Origin of the sequence: Streptomyces gardneri (assembly GCF_006539185.1) — a bacterium.
Lineage (GTDB): Bacteria > Actinomycetota > Actinomycetes > Streptomycetales > Streptomycetaceae > Streptomyces > Streptomyces gardneri.
Genome location: NZ_BJMN01000004.1, coordinates 26,976 through 45,342, shown reverse-complemented (window position 1 = coordinate 45,342; position 18,367 = coordinate 26,976). Strand labels below are relative to the sequence as shown.

Here is an 18,367-nt window from a genome sequence, read left to right as displayed (position 1 = left end):
CGAGAGTGCCCGTCGCACGTCACGAGATGAGGCAGTGACATGACCTCTTCGAAGTACCAGAAGAACCAGGCGAACCAGAGGAACCAGAGGAACCAGAGGAACCAGAGGAACCAGAGGAACCAGAAGCACCGGAAGGACCAGCAGAACCGTACGGACAGGGAGGGGCCGCCGACGGTCGCCCCGGAGGAGGTCTCGGCACGGGCGCTGTACGACGCCATGATCGGGGCCGCGGGGCCGGCGGCGACCGGATGGACCGGCCCGCCGCGGCTCCCCCGGCCCGCACGACAGGGTGAGAGCGTGCTGATCCTGGGTGCCGGAGTCGCCGGTCTGACCGCGGCGTACGAGCTGAGTGTGCTCGGCTACGACTGCACCGTCCTGGAGGCCCAGGAGCGGGTCGGCGGGCGGAACCGCACGGCGCGCGGGGGCGACGAGCTCTACGAGGTCGACGACGGGACCGGAGCGGCCGTCCGCACCCACACCTGCCGGTTCGACGAGGGGCTGTACGTCAACCTCGGGCCGGGCCGGATCCCCCACCACCACCGGCGGGTGCTCTCGTACTGCCGGGCGTTCGGGGTGGCGCTGGAGCCGTACGTCATGGAGACCACGGCGAACCTCGTCCGTCCGCCGAACCGCGCCGCCGCCCTGCCCAACCGCCGGGTGGCCAACGACACCCGGGGCCACATCGCGGCGAAGCTCACCGAGGCCCTGGAGGCGGACGACGCCTTCACCGACGAGGTGCGCGATCTCCTGCGGATGTTCGGGGCACTCGACGTCGACGGGAAGTACACCGTGGCCCCGCGGTCCGGCTACCTCCACGACCCGTCGGCCGGGGATCCGTTCCCGGAGCCCGCGCCGCCGCTGACCTTCGAGGAGCTGGTGGAGTCGGGCTTCTGGAAGACCCGTTTCTACCAGCCGCTCGACCACGAGTGGCAGCCGACGATGTTCCAGCCGGTCGGCGGCATGGACCGGATCGTCGAGGCACTGGCACACCGGGCCAAGCTCGCGGGCGCGAGGATCGTGCTCGGCGCCGAGGTCACCGGGATCACGCTCGGCGAGGCCGGGCCCGGCGTCCGGCCAGGTATCCGGCCGGGTGTCCGGGTGTCCTACCGCAAGGGCGGGCAGCTGCTGCGGGCCGACGCCCGCTACTGCGTGAGCAGCATCCCCGTCCCGGTACTCAAGGGCGTCCGGCGGAGCGGCTTCTCCGAGGCGTTCGAGTCCGCCGTCGACGTGGTGGAGTTCGCGAAGACCTGCAAGGTGGGCTGGCAGGCCGAGCGGCGCTTCTGGGAGGACGGTCCCGCCGACGCCTCAGGCGGTGCCGGACACATCTACGGCGGTATCAGCTGGACGTCCCACGACATCACCCAGCTCTGGTACCCGTCCCACGGATACTTCTCCGACAAGGGCACCCTCACCGGCGCCTACAACTTCACGGAGAAGGCCGAGCGGTTCGGCCGCCTGCCCATCCGGGAACGGCTCGACCTCGCCCGCGAGGGCGCCGTCGAACTGCACCCCGAGTTCGCGGACGACGAGCTCGTACCCCAGGACAAGGGCGTCACCATCGCCTGGCACAAGGTCCCCTACCAGCTCGGCGGCTGGGCGGACTGGAAGCCGGACCGCGAGGACCACCGCGCCGCGTACCGGCAGCTCCTCCAGCCCGAGGGCGACGCCTTCCACATGACCGGCGACCAGATCTCGCCCCTGCCCGGCTGGCAGGAGGGAGCCATGATGTCGGCCCAGTACGTCGTGCAGCAGATCCTCGGCGTCATGCCCCGCACGGTTCCGGAGGTGATCACCGTGCCGGACTCCGCCGCCCTCACGCAGGGCATGCTCTGACCCCCGCCGGCGTCCCGGTGCGGCGGACGGAGTCGGCCGGCACCGGGAGCGACATGCGTCAGGGCTCAGGGAGCCATCTCGTACGAGCCCGAGAGGGCCTCGACACGCTGCCAGACGCGCTCCGACCGCGCCTCGTCGACGACGGGGCGCCGGACGGCACCGAGCGCCCAGAGCTGCTGCTGCTCGGTCGCGGAGTCCTTGCCGTGCAGCTCGACGGCGTGCGCGGAGAAGTCGCGGACGAGGACGGCGAACAGCTCGTCGAGCACGTCCTCGTCGAGTCCGGTCAGGGCGGCCTGCTCCAGGACCAGCTGTCCGTGGACGACGAGCGCGAAGAGCTGGCCGACGGCGAGGAGGAGGTCGAGGTCGCGGCTCTGCTTCTCGTCCGGGGCGGCCTTGAGCACGAACTCGCAGAGGGCGTCGGCCTGTTCGCGGAAGCGGGCGACGTTGGACACGTGGGCGTACGTGTCGTAGGCCGGGCGCCAGTCGTGGAAGCGGACCGATCCGAGGCCGCGGGCGGGCCCCTGGCGGAAGAGGAACGTGTCGTCCGCCGCGTCCAGACGGGTCGGGACGGGCTCGTACGCGACCGGGTCGAGGAGGTGGTTGCGCATGAACTTGAGGATCAGCGCCAGGTTGACGTGGACCGTGCCCTCCAGCTTCGGCAGGCCCCGGATCTCGACGGCCGCCTCGGCGAAGTAGTTGTCCTTCTCGAAGCCCTTGGCGGCGATGACGTCCCACATCAGGTCGATGACCTTCTCGCCTTCCGTGGTCACCTTCATCTTCGTCATCGGGTTGAAGAGGAGGTACCGGCGGTCATCGGGGCCCGCGGTGCGGAAGTAGTCGACGGCACGGTCGCTGAACAGCTTCATGCCGACGAGCCGGACGTACGCGTCGGTCAACTCGCGCCGCACGTGCGGGAAGGCGGTGACGGGGCGGCCGTACAGGATGCGGTTCTGCGCGTGGGTGACGGCCTCGTACATCGCGTGCTCGCAGATGCCGATCGAGGCGGTGCACAGGTTGAACTTGCCGACGTTGACGGTGTTGAGGGCGGCGTCGAAGGCGGCGCGGCCGGTGTGCAGGACGTCCTCGGCCGCGACGGGGTAGTCCTCCAGGCGGAACTCGCTGACGTACTTCGAGGAGTCGACGACGTTCTTGACGAGGTGGTACGCCTCGTGACGGCTGTCGGCGGCGAAGAAGACGTAGCCGTCGGGCCCTTCGACGTCGGTGCGGCGGCCGAAGACGGAGACGAGCCCGGCCGCGTTGCCGTTGCCGATGTAGTACTTGGATCCGGTGGCCCGGAAGCCGCCGTCCGCGGTGGGCTCGAGGAGCATGTCGGTCGAGTAGATGTCGGCGCCGTGGGTCTTCTCCGACAGGCCGAAGGCGAACACCTCGCCCTGGGAGAGCAGTTCGGCGGCGCGGGCGCGGGCGGCGGCGTTGTCGCTCTGCCAGACCGGGCCGAGGCCGAGGATGGTGACCTGCCAGGCGTACCAGTAGTCGAGACCGTAGAAGCCGAGGATCTCGTTGAGGGCCGCGATCCGGGCGGTGTCCCAGCGCTTGTCGCCCTGCCCCTCGGCGGCATCGGAGGACGGCGTCAGGAAGGTCTCGAACAGTCCTTCCTCGGCGGAGAAGGCGAGGAAGTCCCCGAGCCAGGCCCGGGTCCGGTAGTCCTCGAGAATCCGGCGCTTGCCGCGCGCCTCGAACCAGTCGACGGTGGCGCGCAGCAGCCGGCGGGTCTCCGGGTCGAAGTGCGCCGGGTCGTAGGTGTGCGGGTTGAACAGCAGCGGGTCGGCCATGGCGTCCGCCTTTCCGGCTAGAGGTGAGGGTGGTGGTGTGGTCCGTGGTCCGTGGTCCGTGGTCCGTGGTCCGTGGTTCGCGGCCCGTGGACCGTGGTGCGTGATCTCGCGGTCCACAGTCCGTGGTTCGCGGTCCGTGGTTCGCGGTCCGTGGTTCGCGAGGTGCCGGTGGTACGGCTGGGTCAGTGCCCGGCCTGGAACCGGCCGAGAGTGGCGAGGACGTCCTCGAGCCAGGCGATCATCATCCGCTCGTACGCGATGCCGCCGCGCAGCACGACGTGCTGGAGCTCCCGCTCGGCGTCCAGCGGACCGGCCGTCGCGTGCCCCGGGAAGTCCCGTGCTTCACCCGCGAGGTAGTGGGCGAGCCGGTCCGTGTGCGCCTGCCGGTGCCGCTGGACCTCGCCGATCAGGGCCGCCGGGTCGTCGAAGGCGGCTCCACGGATCTTCACCGCCAGGTCGTGCCGCACGCTCTCGGGCTCGATCGGTTCGCCCAACCACGCGGAGAGCGCGTCCCGCCCGGCGGCGGCGACGGAGTACTCCTTCTTGTCCGGGCGCCCCTGCTGCGGCACGTCGCGGACGTCGATCCAGCCGTCGCCCTCCATGCGCTTGAGCACGCGGTAGATCTGCTGGTGGCTGGCGGTCCAGAAGTACCCGATGGACCGCTCGAAGCGCCGGGCCAGCTCGTAGCCGGACCCGGGCTTCTCCAGCAGGGACACGAGGATCGCGTGGTCGAGCGCCATGCGCCCGATCCTGCTATGCACTTCGTTGCATAGCAAGCTCGCCCCGGTGAGACGCGGCTCACCTCACGGGAGCGTCTCCACGCCCCGACGACTCCGGTCTCCGCCACGGCTCGCCGCCGCCGCGTCCCTCGCGTGATCGCGAGCGGCGGCGGCCAGGGCGGCGTCGCCCAGGCCGTCGGCGAGGCGAGCCCGGGACGACCAGTTGTAGGAGCTGTCGGGCCGAAGCCCGATCCGCTCGCTGATGAGCGCACGGGCCAGTTCGTGCCGTCCGGAGCCGAGCGCGGAGTCGAGCAGGGTCTTCTGGAGGGCGTCGCGCTGCGCGTGACTTCCTCCGAACTCGTGCAGCCTGCGGCGCAGCGGCCACAGCAGCTCCACGACGGTGTCGTACTCCCCTTGCCCGTGCGCCACCAGCGCCTCGCAGACGGGCAGGCCGATGTCCGCGGTCATCCGGCGGTTGGTGACGGCGTCCGAACCCTCCTGGGCCAGCCATCGCCGTCGGTCGGCGATGAGCCGCGCCGCCTCCCCGAACCGCCCGGCGCCGACGTAGGCCATGACCGCGTGGACGTCGTTGAACGCGTAGAAGGGAGGATCGGCCCGCGCAGCCCACGCGTCGGCCAGCGCCTCCCAGCGGGCGGTGGGCTCCGCCCCAGCGAGGCGGATCCGCCACAGCAACGCCGCGGCGTCCAGCAGCTCCATGGCCAGCCCGGCCGACGCGTCGTTGTGCAGGGCGGCGTCGTACACGCTCAGGGCGGTGCCGGTGTCTCCGGCCTCCAGCGCGTACAGGGCGTAGTGCCACCAGTTGTGGACGTCGAGGTAGTTGCCTCGCGCCCAGTCGTCACGGCGGGCGTCGAGGTAGCCGATGCCCTCGGACACACGTCCCTGCATCTCGTACGTGTGGACCACGGCGTGGATCGCCCAGACGTCGCGAGGGTTCTGCGCCACGGCGGCGAGCCCCGCCTCCTCGGCCAGCCGGTAGTGGCCCGACTCCTCCAGCCCGAAGGCGTACATTCCCAGCACCAGACCCCGGTGGGGTTCGGCGGTGTCCCAGGCCGAGAGGGCTCCACCGATGCGGTCGCGCAGGCGTACGGCGTCACCGGTGAAGAAGTCCAGCTGGTGCCCGACGGCCAGGGCGAGCGCATCCGTCGGGCAGACCAGGGACAACTCCTCCAACAGTCCGCCGGCACGCCGCAGATCTCCGGCCAGCCATGCCCCGGCCGCGGCGACGTGCAGGCGCTCACGCGCGGGCAAGGACGAGACGTCGACGCCGGCCGCGTACCGGTCGAACCTCTGCCGTGCGGCGACGGCGTCGCCCGGCTCCGTCCCCAGCATCCCCAGATAGGCGGCGAAGGACTGGGCGACGGGCGAGGTCGGCCCACTGTCCAGAGCGTCGCCGACAGCCTGCTCCACCTCGGGGCTGAAGTGGAGCAGGGCCTCGACCGCGCGGTCCAGGTGGGCGGCCGTCTCCCGTGTGCACTCGTGCAGGGGGTTGCCGTACCGGTCTGTCACCATCAGAGATCACCTCGGCGTGCTTCGGGGTGGTACGGGACGCGCGGCAGCGTGAACGACGTACCGCGCACCACCATGAAGCCACCGTCGGCACGGCCGACGCCACCTCGACAGGCACGACCCGGCCATGTGCCATGATCCGCCCCCGTCATGCGGATCCGGGAACCTGCCGCCCCGTACCCGGCGGGTGGCATCACGCCTCGCGGGCACCCTCGTACATCGTCTCGATGACCTCGGCGTACTCGCGCTCCACGACGGGCCGCTTGACCTTGAGGCTCGGGGTGAGCTCGCCGTGCTCGACGTCGAGGTCGCGCGGCAGCACCGAGAACTTCTTGATGGTCTGCCACCGCTGCAGGTCGCCGTTGACGCGCTGGACGAAGCCCTCGATCAGCGCGTGCACTTCCGGCGAGGAGACGACCTCGGCGTAGCTGCGGCCCCCCAGGTCGTGGGATGCCGCCCAGGGCATGATCGCGCTCTCGTCGAGCGTGATCAGGGCGGTGCAGTAGTTGCGGCCGTTGCCGATGACCAGGATGTTGCTGACGTACGGGCAGACGGCCTTGAAGCGGCTCTCGATCTCCGTGGGTGCTATGTACTTGCCGCCCGAGGTCTTGAACAGGTCCTTCTTGCGGTCGGTGATCCGGACGAAGCCGTCCTTGTCGACCTCGCCGATGTCGCCGGTGTGGAACCAGCCGTCGCTCTCCAGCACTTCGGCGGTCTTCTCCGGAAGGTTGTGGTAGCCGCGCATGACGCCGGGGCCCTTCAGGAGGATCTCCCCGTCCTCGGCGATGCGGACCTCGGTGCCGGGCAGGGGCCTTCCGACCGTGCCCACCCGGAAGTCGTCGACCGGGTTGACCGTGACGGCGGCGCTGGTCTCCGTCAGCCCGTAGCCTTCGAGGACGGGCACACCGGCGCCGGCGAAGAAGTAGCCGATGTCGGCGGCGAGTGCGGCGCTTCCCGACGCGCTGCCGCGGAGTTCGCCCCCGAAGGCGGCGCGGATCTTGCCGTAGACCAGCTTGTCGGCGACGGCGTGCTGCACGGTGAGCGACAGCGGCACCTTGCGACTTCCCGTCGCCACCAGCTGCTCCTGCCCGGTCCTGGCGTAGTCGCGGGCGACCTTCGCCGCCCACTGGAAGATCTTGTACTTGGCGCCGCCCTCGGCCCTCGCCCTGGCCGCGATGCCGTTGTAGACCTTCTCGAAGATCCGCGGTGCGGAGGCCATCACGGTGGGCCGGACGAGGGGCAGGTTGGTGACGATGCGGTCGACGCGCCCGTCCACCGCGATCACGCTTCCGGTCCTCACCTGACCGGAGATCAGGGCGTTGCCGAAGACATGGGACAGCGGCAGCCACAGAAACTGCACGTCGTCGGGGAGCAGCAGTCCACTGACCTCCTGCGCGACGGCCTGGTAGGACCAGCAGTCGTGCACCAGGCGCACGCCCTTCGGGCGGCCGGTCGTGCCTGAGGTGTAGATCAGGGTGGCGAGCTGGTCCCGCTCGATGGCCTGGACCGCCGTGTCGATCGCGTCCGGGTGCTCCCGCAGGTACGCGGCGCCGCGCTCCTCCAGCTCGGCGAGGGTCAGCACCTCAAGTCCCTTGACGCGGGGCGTGTCCGTCTCCGCGTCGAAGAGGATCGCGTGGTCGAGCCCGGGCAGGCCCTCCGCGTGGGCGGTCACCTTGGCCAGCTGGGCGGCGTTCTCGACGAAGATCGCCCGGCTGCCGGAGTCGGCGAGGATGTACGCCGTCTCCTCGGCGTTGGTGCTCGGGTAGACGGCGGTCGCGGCGGTGCCCGCGCACATCACCCCCAGATCGGCGAGGATCCACTCGATCCGGGTCGAGGAGGAGATGGCCACCCGCTCCTCGGGCCGCAGCCCGAGGGAGAGCAGGCCGGCCGCGATCGCCTTCACGCGCTCCGCGGTCTGGGCCCATGTCAGGGAGCGCCACTCCTCGGCGCCGGGAGCACTGTGGTCGGCCGCCACCGGATGGCGGTAGGCCTCCCGGTCGGGCGTGGCCTCGACCCGTGAGAGGAAGAGGTGCGCCACTGAGTGCGGGCGGCTTTCGAGAAGGTACTGCGCGGAACTCATGTCGACCTCCGGGCCCAGGACACCCGTCAACGCTTCATTGACCGGCGGGTAACTTGCGAGCTGTGGAGAGGCTATGGGCAAACCCTCCTGCGCGTAAGGGGATCAGAGGCGAAACGTGCTCGACGCGGTGTCGGCGACGCGAGCGCACGCCACGCCCCCTGGCGTCCGCCTGGACGGAGGCGGACCCCGTTCCGCGCTTACGTCAACACCGTTGACCCGGAAAGCGGGCGACGGTTCGATGCTGCCATCGAGGCGGTCGTCCGCCCGTCCACCCGACGCCTCTGTCGCCTCCGTCGCCTCCGTCGCCTCCGTCGCCTCAGGAAGGGCCCCGCCCATGACCGACCTCACCGATCGCACCGACCCCACCGGCCCCACCGGCCCCACCAGCCCCACCGACCTCGCCTATCTGCCGGCCACCGAAGCCCTGCGCCGCTTCCGGGACCGCTCGCTGTCACCGGTCGAGCTGATGACCGCTGTCATCGCCCGCGCCGAAGCCGTCGAGTCCAAGGTCAACGCCCTCGCCGAGCGGACCTTCGAGCAGGCGCTCGCCGCCGCGCGCGAGGCCGAGGCACGGTACGGGGGCAAGGGGGCGACGCCCCGTGCGCTGGAGGGGCTCCCGGTCGCGACGAAAGAGGAGCAGCCCCTCAAGGGCCGCCGCAGCACGGACGGTTCGCTGGCCTTCCGGGACGAGATCGCCGACGAGACGCACCCGGTCGTCGAGCGGGTCCAGGCCGCGGGCGGCATCGTGCACGCGCGGACCACCACGCCGGAGTTCAGCTGCGCGGCCTTCACGCAGTCGCGGCTGTGGGGTGTGACGCGCAACCCGTGGAACCTGGAGTTCAGCCCGGGCGGTTCGTCGGGCGGCGCCGGCGCCGCGCTCGCGGCCGGGGAGACGACGCTCGCGACCGGCTCCGACATCGGCGGCTCCATCCGCATTCCCGCCTCGTTCACGGGCACGGTCGGATACAAGCCGCCGTACGGTCGCGTGCCGGCGATGGCACCGTTCAACCTCGACACGTACTGCCACGACGGTCCGATGGCGCGGACCGTCGGTGACACCGCCCTCCTGCAGAACGTCATCGCGGGACCCCACCCGCTCGACGCGGTCTCCCTGCGACCCAAGTTCACGCTGCCCGAACGCTTCGAGGGCGTCGAAGGCGTGCGGGTGGCGCTGTCGGTCACCCTCGGGGACTGGCCGGTCGATCCCGAGGTCGAGGCCAACACCCGCGCCGTCGCGGAAGCCCTGCGCGCGGCCGGAGCCGTCGTCGAGGAAGTGGACGTCCCGATCACGCGGGCGCACGTGATGGAGGCGGCGATGATCCACTTCGGCTCCGTCTTCGGCCCGTACGTCACGTCGGTCGCCGCGGAGCACGGCGACCTCCTCACCGCGTACGCGCTCGACTTCGCCGAGCGGACCGCCGAGGCCGTCCGCGAGCCCGGCAGCATCATGCGCGGTCTGGAACTGGAGGCCGCGGTGCAGACGACGCTCGGCAGACTGCTCGACCGCTACGACGTCCTGCTCTGCCCGACGACCGCCATCCCGGCGCTGAGGGCGGACGACGACTACCTCTCGACCAAGGTCGTGATCGGCGGCGTCGAGCTGGACTCCTATCTGGAGGCCGCGATGACCACGGTCTTCAACATCGCCAGTCGCTGCCCGGTCCTGAGCGTGCCGTCCGGGTTCGCCTCGACCGGCGTGCCGACGGGAGTCCAGGTCGTCGGACGCACCTACGACGATGCCGCCGTGTTCCGCGTGGCCACGGCCATCGAGGCGGTACGCCCGTGGAACGGCCGCCCGGCCCTCTGAGCGAGGGACGCGTGGCGACGCCGGCCCTCTGACCTCGGCGAGCCGGCCGTCGGCAGTGGTGGTTACGCCTGGCCTCGGAAGACCTCGATGAGACCGGCGTAACCGGCGCCGGTGTGGCCCGCTTCGATGGCGCGCTCGGCCAGGGCCTGGATGCGGGCGGGCCAGTCGGTGTCGATGCCCGCGGCAGCGCTCTCGCGTACCAGGTATTTCATCGTGGCCAGGTGGGTTTCGAGGGCGGCGTCCTCGGCCGGGTAGGCGCCCCGGTCGATCTGTTCGGCGTAGGCGCTGACGAACCCGGTCACGCTGGAGAGCCATTGGTTGGCGAACGGCGCGAAGGCGGACGCGTCGACCTTGGCGGCGCCCAGCAGGGCGGCCCCGTGCAGGAACGCGTTCAGCGTCCCCCACATGACGCCGAGCAGTGCCACGTCGTACAGAGAGGCCAGGCCGGGGTCCTCCCCGAAGAAGACCGCGTTGCCGAGCGTCTTGAGGGTCTCCTCGTGGCGCTCGAACGCCTCGGGCGCTCCGCTGAACAGCAGGAACGCCTCGGGGCGGCTGATCACCTCGGGGATGGCCATGATCGCGCCGTCCAGGTAGGCGAAGTCGGTCGCCCACGCGGCGGTCTCGCGGGCTTCGTCGGAGGTGCCGGAGGTCAGGTTGACCAGGGTGCGGCCGGCCAGTTCGGCCCGGTGCGGGCCGACCGTGTCGTGGACGGCGGCGGAGTCGCTGAGGCAGACCACGATCAGTGAGCTCGCCAGGACGGCCTCGCCGACGGTGGGAGCGACGGCGGCTCCTCGGGCCGCCAGGTCCTCCGCCTTGGCGGGTGTGCGGTTCCAGACGGTCGTCGGGTGGCCCGCCTTGAGGAATGCGGTGGCGAGGGCCTGGCCCATCAGGCCCAGTCCGATGACGGTGACGGTGACGGGTGCGTCGTCGGTGACAGGTGCGGTGTTGGCAGCGGGTGCGTTCTTGGTGACAGGTGCGGTGTTGGTGGCAGGTGCGTTGTTCATGGGACGACTGTGCGCGAGGGAGGTTCCGGTCGGTCTCCGGAAAGGTTGCGGCCGGGCTGCGGGTACCGTGACCGCATGCGTTTAGGGGTGCTGGGTCCGCTGGAGGTGTGGACGGCGGACGGCCGGCTCGTGCGGGTGCGCGAATCCAGGATCCGTACGCTGCTCACCGCTCTGCTGGTTCGGCGTGGGCAGGTCGTCTCGGTGGACCGGCTGATCGACGACCTGTGGGGCGACGCACCTCCGGCCGGCGACGTCCGCACGTTGCGGTCGAAGGTGTCGCTGTTGCGGCGGACCCTGGAGGACGCCGAGCCGGGCGGCCGGGACCTGGTGGTGTCCAGACCTCCGGGATACCTGCTCCGCGTGGACGACGACGCGGTCGACGCCGGGCGTTTCGAAGGGCTTCTGACGCGGGCTCGGATGCTCACCGCCGACCCGCGTGCGAAGGCCGGGCTGCTCACCGAGGCGCTGGCACTGTGGCGGGGGCCTTCCGCCTTCGCCGACTTCGCGGACGAGCCGTTCGTCCGTGCCGAGGCCCGGCGGCTCGAAGAACAGCGACTGGTCGCCCTCGAAGAGCTTGCCGAGGCGCGCCTCGAGCTGGGTGAGCACGGTCCGCTCGCAGGAGAGTTGGGCGAACTGGTCGCGGCACATCCGCTGCACGAGGGCCTGCGGTCCGTTCATGTCCGCGCCCTGTACCGGTCGGGCCGGCAGGATGCGGCGCTGGCGAGCCTCGGTGAGCTGCGCGACCGGCTCCGCGACGACCTCGGCCTCGACCCCGGCCGTGAGCTGGCCGAGCTGCACCAGGCGATCGTGCGGCAGGACGCCGCCCTGTCCCCCGGCAGGGCTCCGGCACGGCGGCCGCGCGGCAACCTTCCCGCGCCGCTCACGGACCTGATCGGCCGTACCGAGGAAGTACGGCGGATCGGTGAACTGCTCGCATCCGAGCGGCTGGTGACCCTGACCGGCTCCGGTGGCGTCGGCAAGACCCGGCTGGCACTGGAGGTGGCCGCGCGCCGGGCCGAGGACCTCCCGGAGGGCGCCTGGCTGGTGGAGCTCTCCGCCGCGCGTACGGGCATCGACGTACAGGAGGCCGTCGCTGCGGTACTGGAGCTACGGGACGACGTCCATGCCCCGGCCCGGTCGCTGGCCGACCGGCTCACCGACGCCGTCGCGGGCCGGCACATGCTGCTCGTCCTCGACAACTGCGAGCACGTCGTGGAACCGGTCGCCGAACTGGCCGCGCGGCTACTGCGCGCCGCACCTGACCTGCGCGTCCTGGCCACCAGCCAGGAACCGCTGACGGTCACCGGTGAACACACCTGGCCCATTCCTCCGCTGGACCTGCCCGAACCGGGCGATGATCGGCCGGAAGAGTCGGACGCCGTACGGCTTTTCGTGGCCCGCGCCGCGGCCGCCGCCCCCGGCTTCGCCCTGGACCCCGGCAACACGGAAGCCGTGACGGCGATCTGCCGCCGCCTGGACGGAATCCCGCTCGCCCTGGAGATGGCCGCCGCCCGGGTACGCGTCATGCGCGTGGGAGACCTCGCCGACCGCCTCGACGACCGGTTCCGGGTCCTCGCGGCGGACCTTCGCGGAGTGCCTGCACGGCAGCGCACACTGCGCGCGATGATCGACTGGAGCTGGGGACTGCTCACCGACACCGAGCAGGTGGCGCTGCGCCGCCTGGCCGTGCCCGCGGGCGGCTGCACTCTGGCGGCGGCCGAGACGGTGTGCGCGGGCGAGACCGTGCGGACCGAGGACGTCCTCGGCCTGCTCGGACGACTGGTCGACCGTTCCCTGGTCGTCCACCGGGACGGCCGGTACCGACTGCTCGAGTCGGTCGCGGCCTACTGCCTGGAACGGCTCGTCGAGTCCGGGGACGAGCAGAGCGTGCGCGACCGCCACCTCACCTGCTACCTCGGCCTCGCCGAGCACGCCGATCCCCTGCTGCGGGGCCACCGGCAGCGGCTCTGGCTCCAGCGCATGGACGCCGAGGCCGGCAATCTGCGCGCCGCCCTCGCGTACGCCGTTCGCAGGGGCCACGCGGACACGGCGCTCCGGCTGGCGAACGCGACCGCCTGGTTCTGGTTCCTGCGCGGCCGCTTCGCCGAGGCCCGACGCTCCTTCGACCTCGCGCTGTCGACCGGCGGCGACCCCAGGCTGAGGACGTCGGCCCGCGCGTGGCGGGCCGGCATGTCGCTGCTGCTCCTCGACGCTCCCGACGTCGAGAGCCCACCCGCACTCAAGCTCTACGACAAGGGGGACGATCCCGCCGGTCGGGCGCGGGCCCGGTGGTTCCTCGCGTTGGGCAAGGCAGGGTACGGCGACCCGGAGGCGACGTTCGACCTCGCCGACCGGGCCCATTCCGAGTTCCGGACCCTGGGAGACCGCTGGGGAACGGCCGCCGCACTCAGCGTGCGCGCCGAGGTCGCCCTCTACCGGGGGAAGCCGCTCGGAGCGCGCGCCGACGCGGAGCGGGCCGGAGCTCTGTTCCGGGAACTCGGCGACAGCTGGGGTGAGTTGCAGACGACCGTCACGCTCGGCGACCTGGCCGAGATCACCGGCGACTACGACGTCGCGGGAAGGCTGCGCCGAGAGGGGCTCCGGCTCGCCGAAGAGCTCAAGCTGTGGCCCGAGGCGTCCAAGATGCTGGCGCGTCTGGGTCGTACCGCGCTGCTCACCGGCGACCTCGATCACGCCGAGGAGCTCCACAGGCGCGCCCAGCGGCTCGCGGCCGCGCATTCCTACCAGCGTGGCGAGGAATTCGCCGAGGTCGGCCTGGCCCTGGTGGCGCGGCGGCAGGGCAGGCTGGACGACGCCGAGAGCCATCTGCGCGCATGGCTCGACTGGTGCCGCCGGTGGGAAGGCGACCTCGGACTGGCGTTCATCCTGGCCGAGCTGGGCTTCATCGCCGAGCAGCGGGGCGACGCCGACGCGGCGTTGACGTTGCATCAGGAAGGGCTGGACCACGCCCGGCGCGCCGGTGACCGACGGGCGCTGGCGCGCGCCTTCGAAGGGCTGGCCGGTGCTCACGCCCTCGCCGGTGACCACGAGGAAGCCGCCCGGCTGCTCCGTACGGCCGAGGCGGAGCGCAGGGCGGTCGGCATTCCCCTGCCCCCCGCGGAACGCGGCGACGTCGATCGCATCACCACCGCCGTCCGCCGGGCCCGGAACCGGGCCTCCTGCGACGACGCCTTCGAGCAGGACGTCGACCACGCACGGACGTCATGGGAGAACCGTCCGCTCCCTGAACCTTCGCCCCTGTGCCGGTGACCCGGCCGCGGTCAGGTCTGCCGGGAGCCTGACAGCTCCAGGTCGGCGCGGACCATCCGGAACGCGGCCACCGGGTCTGCGGCACGGGTGACCGTCCGGCCCACGACGACATGTGACGCACCGGCGGCGACAGCACCACCCGGCGTGCCGGAACGCGCGTGCTCACCCGCGGACTCGCCGGGAAGCGAGACTCCCGGCGTGACGATGAGGGCGCTCGCCTCCAGCAGCCCACGCAGGGGACCGGCTTCCTGCGGCGCTGCGATCACGCCATGGCAACCGGCGCCTTCCGCCAGCCGGGCCAGCCGCATCACCTGCTCCTCGGTCGACGAAGCGCCGGTGACGCCGACGTCCGCGAGATCGGAACTCGTCATGCTGGTGACGACGGTCAGTGCCAGCACGCGAAGGCGCGGGAAGTCGCGGGCCGCGGCGACAGCGGCGGCCATGATGCCGGTGCCGCCCATGCTGTGGACGGTCACCATGGAGACACCCAGGGCGCCTGCGGCGCGGACCGCGCCGGCCACGGAGTTCGGGATCTCGAAGAGCTTCAGGTCCAGGAAGACCTCCTTGCCCTTGGCCACGAGGTGTTCGATCAGGTCCGGCCCGGCCGCCGTGAGCAGCTCCAGCCCGACCTTGTAGAAGCGACACTCCTCGCCGAGCCGGTCCACCAACTCCTCAGCGGCACGGCGGTTGTCGAAATCCAGAGCGACGATGATCTGATCGGTTGACTGCACGGCGTCATTGTCACCCCTGTGGTGTGGGAGGCTGCCACCCGGTCAGACGGGGAGGTGCAAGGCGAGTTCCTCCCACTGCCGCACGGGCGGCGCGTCGGGCGTGGAGGTCATGAGGTGGAGGCTGACGTGGTCGGCTCCGGCGTCGAAGTGCTCCTTGACACGGTGAGCGATGTCTGCAGCACCGCCGTGGGCCACCAGCGCGTCGACGAGCCGGTCGTCGAGCGCCTCCGGGTTCTCGTGTCCCAGTCCCCGCAGCAGTTCGCGGCGGTTGGGCAGGGCTGCTGCGGCTGTGGTGCGGGCCAGGTCGGCGGTATCCGCGCGGTCGTGGCCGAGCACGCACATCTGGGTGATGGCCAGCAGGCCGTCGTCTCCGAGGATCGCTCTGGCGGTACGGGTGTACGCGACGGGCATGCCCAGCACCGTTGCGCCCCGGGCGCGTTCGGCGGCGAGGGCCAGCATGTCGGGACCCAGGGCGGCGAGTACGCGGTGCGGTGAGGCAGGAGTATCGGGTGGCCCGAACGGAGCGGTGTCCAGCGCGTCGAGGTAGGAGCGCATGGTGGCCAGTGGCGGGCCGAAGCGATGGCCTCGGATGTCCTCGGCCAGGCTGGGGTGGCTGTCCCACAGGCCGAGCAGGAACCGTCCGGGGAAGGCCTCCTCCAGGGTGCGCTGCGCGGCGGCGGCCGTGACCGGGTCTCGGGCGTAGATGTCGGTCATGCCGGCGGCGACGGTCATGTGCCGGGTGGCCGACAGGAGGATCGCGGCCTGCGCCATGGCCTCCCGTCCCGTGAGCTCCGGGAACCACAGGGTGCCGTAGCCGAGGTTCTCGATCACGGCAGCGGCCTTACGGACCTCGGGTGCGGAGAGACGGTCGAAGTCCCCCGCCCAGATCCCGACGCGTCCGAGGTCACGGCTGCGGGCGCTCACGCGTCCTGCCCCGTGGTGCGCGCGGAATCCAGGAACGCTGCGATCTGCGACGCGCCGGTTCGCTCCAGCCAGGTGTCGAAGTCCATCGTGCCGGGGTGGATCCGGCGGGTGGCGGGAATGTCGGCGCGGTAACCGCGGGTGTTGAGCCACTCGTTCGCGTAGGCGAAGTCCTCGCTCAGGGCACGGATCGCTTCGATGGGGACCTGGACGTAGGGCAGCGGTATGCCGAGGGCCTTCCCGATGGCCGCGGCGATCCGCACCGGCGCGATTTCGTCCCCCGCCAGGGAGACCTCCCGGCCGATCCACTCCTCCGGCCGGGAGAACGCCAGCGCGGCCACGGCGCCGACGTCGTCGACGGCCATGATCTGCTGCGGGATCTCCGGCGCGAGCCCTGTGGACAGGGTCCCGTTCCGCAGCGCGTATCCGCCGGTGAAGTTCTCCATGAACGACACCGGCCGCAGGATCGTCGCGGGCAGACCGAGCGCGGCGATGTGCTGCTCGATCCGCCACTTGCTGACCAGGTTCACCGGAAGCCTCTCCTCCAGGTGCCGGTCCGCTTCGGCGACCGAGGTGAAGACGAGGTGTCCGATGCCGGCGGCGTGCGCGGCCTCGGCGACGTTGACGCCCCAGCGCACCTCGTCCTCGGCGGTGAACTCCGGCGCGGTGCCGGGCGAGCCGACGGTGGGCTGGACGCTGAACAGGCCCCAGGCGCCCTCGGCCGCGGCGGTCAGGGAGTCGACGTCCTCCATCCGCGCCCGCACGACCTCCGCCCCGGCCTGCGCCAGCGCGATGGCCTGAGTCCCGTCCGGATCTCGCGTCAAGGCGCGCACCTGCCAACCGTCGCGGAGCAGATGCCGCGTCACGGCCCTGCCCTGCAAGCCGGTCGCTCCGACAACGACGACGGTCTTCCGCGTCAGCTTCATGTCGTACTTCTCCATCACGTCCGTACGGAAGAGGGGTGACCCATAAGCGGGGTGGCCCCCCGTTTCTCTTTCGCTACGATATGGAGGACCACCCCACTTTTCAAGCCGTCAGGAGTGCCCGTGCCCAAGGACGCCGCCACCCCGCCGCGCCGGCCTATGCGCGCCGACGCCCGCCGCAACCTCGAAAGGATCGTGGCCGCCGCGGGAGAGCTGATCGCCGAGCACGGCGCCGACGCCTCCCTGGAGGAGGTCGCCCGCCGCGCCGGAGTCGGGTCGGCCACCCTGCACCGCCACTTCCCCTCCCGGCAGGCGCTTCTGGAGGCGGTCTTCAAGGACCGGGTGGAGGCTCTGTGCGCGAGGGCCGGCGATCTGCTCGCCGAACCCGATCCGGGCCAGGCCTTGTCCACCTGGCTCCGCGCCGTCGGCGCACACGCCGTGGCCAACCGGGGGCTGGGGACGTCCCTGATGCGTGACGCGGACCCGTCCCTGGGCGAGACCTGCCACGACATGATCACCAGCGCCGGAGACGCCCTCCTCATCCGCGCCCGAGCGGCGGACGCCGTGCGCCCCGAGGTCACCATCACCCGGCTGCTGAAACTCGTCGGCGCCATCGCACTGGCCACCGAACAGGACCCCGACGGCGCGGCCGAGGCCGAGCTCCTGCTCGCGATCGCCATCGACGGCGTACGCACGCGCTGACCCAGGCCCCAGCGAAGCGGTGACCTCGCGGGCAAGGCGTCGGGGCCATCGCCCCCGGACCGGACGCCGACGAGTGGCACCAACGGCTCCACCTCCGCGCCGTGAACGGAGGGCTCACCCCCTGAGCTCGACGGCACGGTGACACCGCTTACTTGGACCGATGGTCATCGAAGCTGGATCTCGGGCTCTTGTCAGTGGAGTGCGCTTTCCTGTCCTCCATGGAGTTCACTCACTCGATGCTCGACAACCTGCTGGACCGGATACCTCGGCCGAGCGGGGTTCTGTACCTCTCGCAGGACATCGACCCTCACGCGCTGGTCGAGAACCTGGCTTCCCGCCACGGGGAACCACGGACCCTGGTCCTGGACGGCATCACCGACCCGGACGTGGGCGAGGTTCATGGCGCAGATCTCCTCGACCTCCTCGAAGGCCGTGCCGAGACGGTAGTGGCCTGGGCCCATGCAGGGCAGTGGCTCGGCGCGGGGACTGCACTGGATACGCAGGGCGACATCGTGCCGATGCTGGTGGTCACCCCGCAGCGGGTACAAGTGCTGCCCGCGGGGATCGCCGGGCAGGACGAGGACTGGGTCGAGCGGCTCATCGGCATCACCGGCTGGGTCCTGCCGCCCCAGCGACCGGACGTCGACTGGGCGCAGATCGAGGCGCGCATGGGCACGCGTCTTCCCCGCGACTACAAGCGCATGGTGGAGACGTTCGGGGAGGGCGCCTTCGACGCCTACCTCCATCTGAACCAGGAACCGTGGACCGACTTGAAGAAGGACGGCCTGCTCATCTGGGCAGGCACCGAGCACGAGAATCTGTACTGCTGGCAGATCGACGACGGAGACCCTGACCACTGGCCCGTCACCATGCAGACAGTCGACGGCGAGAACGTCCCCTTCGCCTGTTCCACCGCGGAGTTCGTCTGCCGCATCCTCCTTGAGAAGGACCATCCCTTCACGATGGCCCGCTACTTCGACACCCACTGGTTCATGACCTACCGCACGAACGAATGAAGCCTCCCGGTCACGGCCGCTTAGCGGCTGCGCTCCACGGCCCG

General features: G+C 71.3%; 13 protein-coding genes. 5 read left to right on the top strand and 8 right to left on the bottom strand.

Translation table 11 applies throughout. The annotated features are described in order from the left end of the window. The first annotated feature begins 39 nt into the window (after positions 1-39). Positions 40-1,833, top strand: coding sequence for a flavin monoamine oxidase family protein (locus SGA01_RS02295; protein WP_218037800.1), 1,794 nt, complete (start codon positions 40-42; stop codon positions 1,831-1,833). A gap of 65 nt (positions 1,834-1,898) precedes the next feature. Here the strand turns inward: SGA01_RS02295 and SGA01_RS02290 are convergent, their stop codons facing one another. From SGA01_RS02290 to SGA01_RS02275, 4 genes are all read right to left on the bottom strand, one after another. Then, positions 1,899-3,623, bottom strand: coding sequence for an acyl-CoA dehydrogenase family protein (locus SGA01_RS02290; RefSeq protein ID WP_141292781.1), 1,725 nt, complete (start codon positions 3,621-3,623; stop codon positions 1,899-1,901). 182 nt (positions 3,624-3,805) lie between these two features. Further along, on the bottom strand, positions 3,806-4,363 hold the full coding sequence (locus SGA01_RS02285; RefSeq protein ID WP_141292779.1) for a PadR family transcriptional regulator: 558 nt from the start codon (positions 4,361-4,363) through the stop codon (positions 3,806-3,808). Positions 4,364-4,426: 63 nt separating this feature from the next. Continuing rightward, the gene (locus SGA01_RS02280) at positions 4,427-5,872 is read right to left on the bottom strand and encodes a tetratricopeptide repeat protein (RefSeq protein WP_141292777.1); all 1,446 of its coding nucleotides are present in this window, start codon (positions 5,870-5,872) and stop codon (positions 4,427-4,429) included. A 190-nt stretch (positions 5,873-6,062) separates the two neighbouring features. Next, positions 6,063-7,949, bottom strand: a complete 1,887-nt coding sequence (locus tag SGA01_RS02275) for an AMP-dependent synthetase/ligase (protein WP_141292775.1) — start codon at positions 7,947-7,949, stop codon at positions 6,063-6,065. Between the two features lie 334 nt (positions 7,950-8,283). Here SGA01_RS02275 and SGA01_RS02270 point away from each other — a divergent pair, with 334 nt between their 5' ends. Continuing rightward, positions 8,284-9,756 carry an amidase gene (locus tag SGA01_RS02270; RefSeq protein ID WP_141292773.1) on the top strand — a complete coding sequence of 491 codons (1,473 nt, stop codon included), beginning with the start codon at positions 8,284-8,286 and terminating at the stop codon, positions 9,754-9,756. Between the two features lie 62 nt (positions 9,757-9,818). Here the strand turns inward: SGA01_RS02270 and SGA01_RS02265 are convergent, their stop codons facing one another. After that, a complete protein-coding gene (locus tag SGA01_RS02265; RefSeq protein ID WP_141292771.1) occupies positions 9,819-10,760 on the bottom strand; it encodes an NAD(P)-dependent oxidoreductase in 942 nt (313 codons plus the stop codon). Between the two features lie 75 nt (positions 10,761-10,835). Between SGA01_RS02265 and SGA01_RS02260 the strand changes: the two genes are divergently transcribed. Next, on the top strand, positions 10,836-14,030 hold the full coding sequence (locus SGA01_RS02260) for an AfsR/SARP family transcriptional regulator (RefSeq protein ID WP_141292769.1): 3,195 nt from the start codon (positions 10,836-10,838) through the stop codon (positions 14,028-14,030). A gap of 11 nt (positions 14,031-14,041) precedes the next feature. Here the strand turns inward: SGA01_RS02260 and pyrF are convergent, their stop codons facing one another. Genes pyrF through SGA01_RS02245 form a run of 3 tightly spaced genes read right to left on the bottom strand, consistent with a single transcriptional unit; the run spans position 14,042 to position 16,608 of the window. Next, complete coding sequence (pyrF, locus tag SGA01_RS02255; protein ID WP_141292767.1) at positions 14,042-14,761, bottom strand: orotidine-5'-phosphate decarboxylase; 720 nt, start codon at positions 14,759-14,761, stop codon at positions 14,042-14,044. A 42-nt stretch (positions 14,762-14,803) separates the two neighbouring features. Further along, a complete protein-coding gene (locus SGA01_RS02250) occupies positions 14,804-15,685 on the bottom strand; it encodes a TIGR03620 family F420-dependent LLM class oxidoreductase (protein WP_141292765.1) in 882 nt (293 codons plus the stop codon). Then, positions 15,682-16,608 (bottom strand): NmrA/HSCARG family protein, encoded by a 927-nt coding sequence (locus SGA01_RS02245; RefSeq protein WP_141292763.1) that lies wholly within the window; start codon positions 16,606-16,608, stop codon positions 15,682-15,684. The genes SGA01_RS02250 and SGA01_RS02245 overlap by 4 nt, the downstream gene beginning before the upstream one ends. A 120-nt stretch (positions 16,609-16,728) precedes the next feature. Here SGA01_RS02245 and SGA01_RS02240 point away from each other — a divergent pair, with 120 nt between their 5' ends. Further along, the gene (locus tag SGA01_RS02240) at positions 16,729-17,307 is read left to right on the top strand and encodes a TetR/AcrR family transcriptional regulator (RefSeq protein WP_167533982.1); all 579 of its coding nucleotides are present in this window, start codon (positions 16,729-16,731) and stop codon (positions 17,305-17,307) included. A 218-nt stretch (positions 17,308-17,525) separates the two neighbouring features. Further along, positions 17,526-18,323 (top strand): SMI1/KNR4 family protein, encoded by a 798-nt coding sequence (locus SGA01_RS02235; RefSeq protein WP_229917728.1) that lies wholly within the window; start codon positions 17,526-17,528, stop codon positions 18,321-18,323. The last annotated feature ends 44 nt before the right edge of the window (positions 18,324-18,367 follow it).

Bases quoted from the DNA above. Each gene is read 5' to 3' on its own strand.
- SGA01_RS02290 (WP_141292781.1), bottom strand. From the start codon at position 3,623: ATGGCCGACCCGCTGCTGTTCAACCCGCACACCTACGACCCGGCGCAC.
- SGA01_RS02245 (WP_141292763.1), bottom strand. From the start codon at position 16,608: ATGAAGCTGACGCGGAAGACCGTCGTCGTTGTCGGAGCGACCGGCTTG.
- SGA01_RS02270 (WP_141292773.1), top strand. From the start codon at position 8,284: ATGACCGACCTCACCGATCGCACCGACCCCACCGGCCCCACCGGCCCC.
- SGA01_RS02265 (WP_141292771.1), bottom strand. From the start codon at position 10,760: ATGAACAACGCACCTGCCACCAACACCGCACCTGTCACCAAGAACGCA.
- SGA01_RS02260 (WP_141292769.1), top strand. From the start codon at position 10,836: ATGCGTTTAGGGGTGCTGGGTCCGCTGGAGGTGTGGACGGCGGACGGC.
- SGA01_RS02280 (WP_141292777.1), bottom strand. From the start codon at position 5,872: ATGGTGACAGACCGGTACGGCAACCCCCTGCACGAGTGCACACGGGAG.
- SGA01_RS02295 (WP_218037800.1), top strand. From the start codon at position 40: ATGACCTCTTCGAAGTACCAGAAGAACCAGGCGAACCAGAGGAACCAG.
- SGA01_RS02285 (WP_141292779.1), bottom strand. From the start codon at position 4,363: ATGGCGCTCGACCACGCGATCCTCGTGTCCCTGCTGGAGAAGCCCGGG.
- SGA01_RS02235 (WP_229917728.1), top strand. From the start codon at position 17,526: ATGGAGTTCACTCACTCGATGCTCGACAACCTGCTGGACCGGATACCT.
- SGA01_RS02275 (WP_141292775.1), bottom strand. From the start codon at position 7,949: ATGAGTTCCGCGCAGTACCTTCTCGAAAGCCGCCCGCACTCAGTGGCG.